The 5,614-nt window shown below is 55.7% G+C and carries 5 protein-coding genes; 4 read left to right on the forward strand and 1 reads right to left on the reverse strand.

Annotation, left to right across the window (positions count from 1 at the left end; translation table 11 throughout):
* On the reverse strand, positions 1-963 hold a 963-nt coding region (locus CW742_RS06090; RefSeq protein ID WP_292417906.1), incomplete at its 3' end, for a hypothetical protein.
* A 454-nt stretch (positions 964-1,417) separates the two neighbouring features.
* On the opposite strand from CW742_RS06090, the gene CW742_RS06095 reads away from it, so the two are divergent.
* From CW742_RS06095 to CW742_RS06110, 4 genes are read left to right on the forward strand one after another with little or no spacing between them, the layout of a single operon-like run.
* Positions 1,418-1,678 (forward strand): hypothetical protein, encoded by a 261-nt coding sequence (locus tag CW742_RS06095; protein ID WP_292417909.1) that lies wholly within the window; start codon positions 1,418-1,420, stop codon positions 1,676-1,678.
* Positions 1,675-3,480: a hypothetical protein gene (locus CW742_RS06100; protein ID WP_292417913.1), complete on the forward strand. Its 1,806-nt coding sequence runs from the start codon at positions 1,675-1,677 to the stop codon at positions 3,478-3,480. The genes CW742_RS06095 and CW742_RS06100 overlap by 4 nt, the downstream gene beginning before the upstream one ends.
* Positions 3,467-4,354 carry a DUF4350 domain-containing protein gene (locus CW742_RS06105; protein WP_292417915.1) on the forward strand — a complete coding sequence of 296 codons (888 nt, stop codon included), beginning with the start codon at positions 3,467-3,469 and terminating at the stop codon, positions 4,352-4,354. Before CW742_RS06100 ends, CW742_RS06105 begins: the two co-directional genes overlap by 14 nt.
* Positions 4,355-4,362: 8 nt before the next feature.
* Entirely contained in the window at positions 4,363-5,472 is a 1,110-nt protein-coding gene (locus tag CW742_RS06110) for a MoxR family ATPase (protein WP_292417918.1), read from the forward strand.
* The last annotated feature ends 142 nt before the right edge of the window (positions 5,473-5,614 follow it).

Raw genomic sequence — 5,614 nt, forward strand, 5'->3', positions numbered from 1 at the left:
AGCCGTGACAGCAATATCAAAGGATTTCCCCCCGTGCAGGACGGGCTTTTTCAGGGGTGGGGACACTGCAGGGGTAGGCCGGTCATCCCCACCGGATCCCAGCGCCATGAGCAGGGCAGGATCAGCAAGGGTCGATGCCTCGCGGGCGAGCCGTTCCCGCTGACGGTTGACTTCTGCTGAGACCGGCTCAAGCAGCTCGGCTATCGCGTCCCAGTCAATATCCGATTCCTGGTCGTACCTGAGCGCTTCGGGGGTCCGGTTCAGGAGCGACTCAAACTCCTCAAGCTCGCACTCCTCATAGCAGGCGGAAAGTGCCGACAGGATCTCCTTTACGCCGACATCCTTGTTGAAATGGGCCACCACATGAGGGGCCACCAGCTGGACGATCTCTGCGTCAAAAACAGGTTTAGGGAACTTCTGGCCGAACCGGGTGGCAATGAACGAGAGCTCCTTCAGAACCGAACGCCAGTCCCGGTCTGTCCCCAGTCGTTTCTGTATGATCGTGGCAAGAGGGGTTGCGAGAGCATCGATAAGGGGGCGGTCCACGTCGTATAATCCCGCGGCCGCTGCGTCACGCATCTCTTCGATCACGTTCGAGAATGTTGCAAGGAGCATCAGGTAATTCGGAATAATGCCCTGTTTTTTGATGAGACGATACATTTTTTCCAGGTCATCGAGGAACAGGAGGAGGTCAGAACAGAGCCGGGAACGGACAGACACGCTGGCTTCGCTTTCACCAGACCGCCCCTGCTCCGTCTTGAGCACATCGCATTTTTCGGCAAGGAACCGGCGGGCAGGGCGAAGATCCTGCTCTTCCACAACAAGAATGCCCTTGGTATACAGTTCCAGAAATGCGTGGATAGCCTGCCGCCTGGCGGTATCATGGACCTGGTAATATTTCAGGCAATAATCATGGTATGTGGTATAATCAGATTCATTAAATTGGATCTGAATTTTTTCCATCAGATATAATCCGCAATTCTGGTATTCAACTGTTTTGGTATTTCCGCCGACCTGATTCTCTCTCGTAAACGGAGTGATCCGGAAGCGATCGTTCCATAGATAAATACCGAGAAGAAATACCCAGGTGGCGCCGGCATTGTCAACAACGGACCAGGAGTATTGGCGTGAATGCCTGAACGGAGATGGCGAGTGCCCGGAGCACAGGGACAATAATTCCGGGTGAGACAAGCGGTTTTTCTGGTACAGGTACCAGCAGAGTATCGGATTCTGCTCTCGGCACACCGGGTTTCATGGATGAAGATCGACTTTTTCCTCGAAGCAGCAACAACCATTGCCCGGGGTTATCATTGCGTGCAGAATATTCGTTCACCAGTACAGAAACGATCCTATTGAAACCCGCATATAAAAAGAAAATTACCTATATCCCAATATCCAAAAGGATGATTGCGTACTCATGAAGAAGAAAGACCTCGCCATCATTGTCATCGCTGTCTGGCTGGTTGTCATAACCCTCTTCATGCTCCTTGCCGCACGGATCGATCTTGAGATATTCTTCGTCCTCTGGCTGATCGGCCTGCTTGTCATTGTCGAACTGATGGACACGCGGTTCTCCCTGCCACCCTACATGCGGTACCTCAAGTACGTGGTGGCTGCAGGCATCCTCCTCTTCGGGTGCATTGTTGCGCTGAAAGTCATGGAGATCCTTTCCCGATGAACGCGAAAACCCGGTACGCGGTATTTTTCCTGCTCGTGGTTGCACTACTCGTGGCACTGGCCCTGACGATCCCGTCACCCCTGCTCTACACGCTTGAAGAGGACTCCTTCCCGTCCCCGTTTCATCAGAACACCGATGTTCTGAAACACCTGGCAACCAACAGCACGGACGACATCGTGCCGGAGATCCAGGAATTTGTCGACTTTACCGGCCCGCTCTCGCTCTCCATCCGGGTCCACGATGTCGAACAGGCGCGACGGGATTTTGAGAGGTTCCAGAACAGTCACGGTTCGCTGAAGAACCTTATCGTGAAGCTGGACATGAACGAGAGCGAGATCCAGGAACTGGAACGGAACACGGCCCTCCAGAAGGAAATCCTCGATACCCTCCTCAACACAACCATCTCCTTAGACGAGCTCCAGGTGATGGAGATCCAGTACCACAGCGAGAACAACCAGGACATGCTCACCACGATCCGTCTCCGGGGGGAAGAGCTGCGGAAAAAAGTCCGGGGCATGGGTGCACGGTACCAGAATGCAACGGAACGTGTGGCCGAGAGTGGCAGGAAACTCGGCATCAACATGACGAAGAACCAGGAGAGCCAAAGCACGGTCAACCAGATTATCGAACGGATTGAACATCCGGAAGCCGAGGCGCTGCTCAGGGTCGATACCTCGCTTGTTCCCGGTGACGACCGCATCTCCCTCTTCCTCCGCCCGGATACGGGAAAATACCGCGAAGTAATCGAGTACATGGGGATCTCGCTCTCCCTCCAGGGCAATGTCACGCGCCGCGAGGGGGGAAAACAGATCATCCTGTACATGGATGACGTGCCGTTCTCCACGGTGACCACGGACAGTTTCGGGTATTATAACACAAAGATTCCCCTGGAACGCGTCATTTCCGGGACACATACGGTCTATTCCCGCTCCCCCACGTCGCGCTCAGTGAACCGTACGCTGACCGTGGAACAGGTACCCTCCGCGACAACCCTCTCGGTGAGCCATACCAACAGGAGCACAATTGTCAACTGTTCCGGTGCGGTCATGGCCAATTTTCCCGTCCGCTCTGCCTCGGTCGAGATTGTCTGGGATGAGACGCACGTGCTGGTCACCAAGACCGACAGCCGGGGATGGTTCATGAAAGAGATCGAACTTCCCCCGGGAAGGCACACGATCCTTGCACGGTTCAATGGAGCGGGCTACCCGATCGACCCGTCAGCTAGTGCACCGCAGGTCATCGAGATCTCCCTTATCCCCAGAACCGGTGACGAGCTGGAACTCTGGGACATCCTTCTCGTCATCTGTGCCATTGCAATCCTTGCAGGATTTGTAAAAATTACGCTGTATTACATCCAGCGGATGACCCGGAAGATCGAGGCCCGTGCAGAAAAAACCGGGGAGGTTCCCGCAGGTACCAGCGGTTCTTTGGAAGATTCAGACAGCGATCTGCCGGCCCGGCCTGCCGACACCAGCGAACTGATGGATCCGGATAACGAGACAATCATCGCGTATTACTCCCGCCTGTTGGAGGAAAAAGGGCTGAAGGCGGCATCCTGGCGGGTGTACCAGCAGCTGGCGGCACGGGTTGCCCGCGACCAGGAGATCCGCCGCCACCGTACCCTGACAGCACGCGAGATCTCCCGCAGCTGCAAGGGTAAACCCTACTGTCGCCCGTTCGCCCGGTTCATCGCCGTGTACGAACGAATCCGGTACGGCGGCATCGTATCGGTAAAGGATCAGACCGTTTTCGAGACGGCCCTGCATACCACGGATGAACAGATGGAGGGTGGTCGCCATTAGGTATGCTTCATGGATCGCCGGGGGCGTCTTTATTGCGGCCCTTGTTCTCCTCTTCCTGCACCTCTCGGCCAATGATCTGGAGTTCTCGCGGTACAATACCGGCTGGAACGGGGCATCGGCGTTCTTCTCCGACCTCCCCCGCGACAGGACAATCGAGGTCTTCAATCCCGCTATCCTCGAAAAACAGCCGGGAAACGCGACACTCCTGGTTATTGCGCCGTACCGGATGCCAACGGAACAAGAGATAGCCGGGTACAAGGCATTCCTTGCCGCAGGGCATACGCTCTTCCTTGCCGATGACTTCGGGGCCGGCAATGAAATCCTGGCCGGGATCGGCAGCAGGATAACAATCAATCCCGTAAACATCTCAAGTCTCGACCGCCAGTATGCAGACCCCTACATGGTCATTGCGTACCGGACACAGAACGAGGGCCCCTTTGTCATGCCCCCGGATTTGACACTGAATGGTGCGGCGCTGCTCGAGGGGGGAACACCGCTTGTCCTCACATCCGTCATGAGCTGGGCTGACCGCAATGCGAACAACCGGCTCAACACCGGCGAGGAGATGGGCACCCTGCCGGTGATGGTCCAGGAATCTGTCGGACCCGGCAGACTGGTTGTCCTGTCCGATCCCAGCATCTTTGTCAACACGATGTATGTCCAGCCGGAGAACGGGAACAACCGGGCGTTGATTCACCACATCATCAACGCGGATAGTACCCTGCTCATCGACCAGATGAATTCCCGAACCGCAGATGCGAAAGGATTAAGCGGGATTCTTCATGTAGTAAGAAATACAGGAATTATAGAAATTTTCATATTCTGCCTTCTGATACTGGGAGCAGCATGGGCCTGGAGAAAGAAGGCATTTTAGGTGAAAGGATGGATCATAGCAACCTTGAGAAGAAAATTGTCGATATGTCCCGGAAAACCGGGCGGGAAGGAACCGGAAAATCCCCGGGTGCCGCACCCTTCCCTGATGATACGGGCAGCGTGCGAAAAGAACCTTCCGGCCGGATTTCCCTTCCCGAACTGAAAAAGGAGGTTGACGAGATCTCCGGCCTTGCAGCCATCATCAACGAGAGACTGAACGAATTCGTTGTCGGGAACCATGACGTCATTGACCTGATCCTTCTTGCCCTCTTAAACGAGGGGCATATCCTTGTTGAAGGGGTGCCGGGGACTGCGAAAACCACCATCGCAAAATCCATCGCCCTCCTGACCGGTTGCAGCTTCAACCGTATCCAGGGAGCCATCGATCTCCAGCCTGCGGATATGCTTGGCGTAAGGATCTACGACCAGTACAAAAAGGAGTTTGTCCTCCGGAAGGGACCGGTCTTTACCAACATTCTCCTTGCCGACGAGATCAACCGTATCAACCCGAAATCGCAGAGCGCTTTTATCGAGGCAATGAGCGAACGCCAGGTCACCCTGGACGGGATCACCATGCCAATGCAGTCGCCGTTCTGCGTCATCGCCACGCAGAACCCCCATGAATTCGAGGGGACATTCCCGCTTATTGAAGTCCAGCGCGACCGGTTCATGTTCTCCATCCGTTCCGATTACTTAAGCCCGGATGAGGAACTCAGCATCATCCGGCGCGCCAATGAGGGCATGCTCCAGTGGGAGACCTATTCCCATTCGCTCACCCCCCTCCTCACTCCGCAGGCCCTCAAACATTACATCCAGGTGATCCGGCAGGTCTCCATCGAAGAGCCGGTCCTCCGGTACATCCGCGACATTGTGGTCGCAACACGGACACACCCCGACATCGAACTCGGGGGCTCGTCCCGTGCCTCGCTTGCCCTGATCAATGGCGGCAAAGCACTTGCTGCACTGAACAACCGCACCTACGTCATTCCTGACGACATCAAACAGGTGTCCCGGGCAGCACTCACGCACCGGATCATCCTCTCGCGCGACGCGGAAGTCGAAGGGATCACCCGGGGACAGGTGCTGGACGAAATTCTCTCAAAAATCGAGGTTCTCTGAGTTTTGCAGCTGAGACGATGCACGCCGGGGATCTGTCTTGTCATGCTCCTGCTAATTTCCGGCGCACTGGCACTCGATTACCCGCCGCTCCCCCTTTCCGCGAGCGCGCTTGCCATCGCCTTGTTTGGGCAATAATCCGTTT

The organism is Methanoregula sp. (assembly GCF_002835825.1).
In the GTDB taxonomy this organism is placed as follows: Archaea; Halobacteriota; Methanomicrobia; order Methanomicrobiales; family Methanospirillaceae; genus Methanoregula.

Bases quoted from the DNA above. Each gene is read 5' to 3' on its own strand.
- CW742_RS06110 (WP_292417918.1), top strand. From the start codon at position 4,363: ATGGATCATAGCAACCTTGAGAAGAAAATTGTCGATATGTCCCGGAAA.
- CW742_RS06100 (WP_292417913.1), top strand. From the start codon at position 1,675: ATGAACGCGAAAACCCGGTACGCGGTATTTTTCCTGCTCGTGGTTGCA.
- CW742_RS06095 (WP_292417909.1), top strand. From the start codon at position 1,418: ATGAAGAAGAAAGACCTCGCCATCATTGTCATCGCTGTCTGGCTGGTT.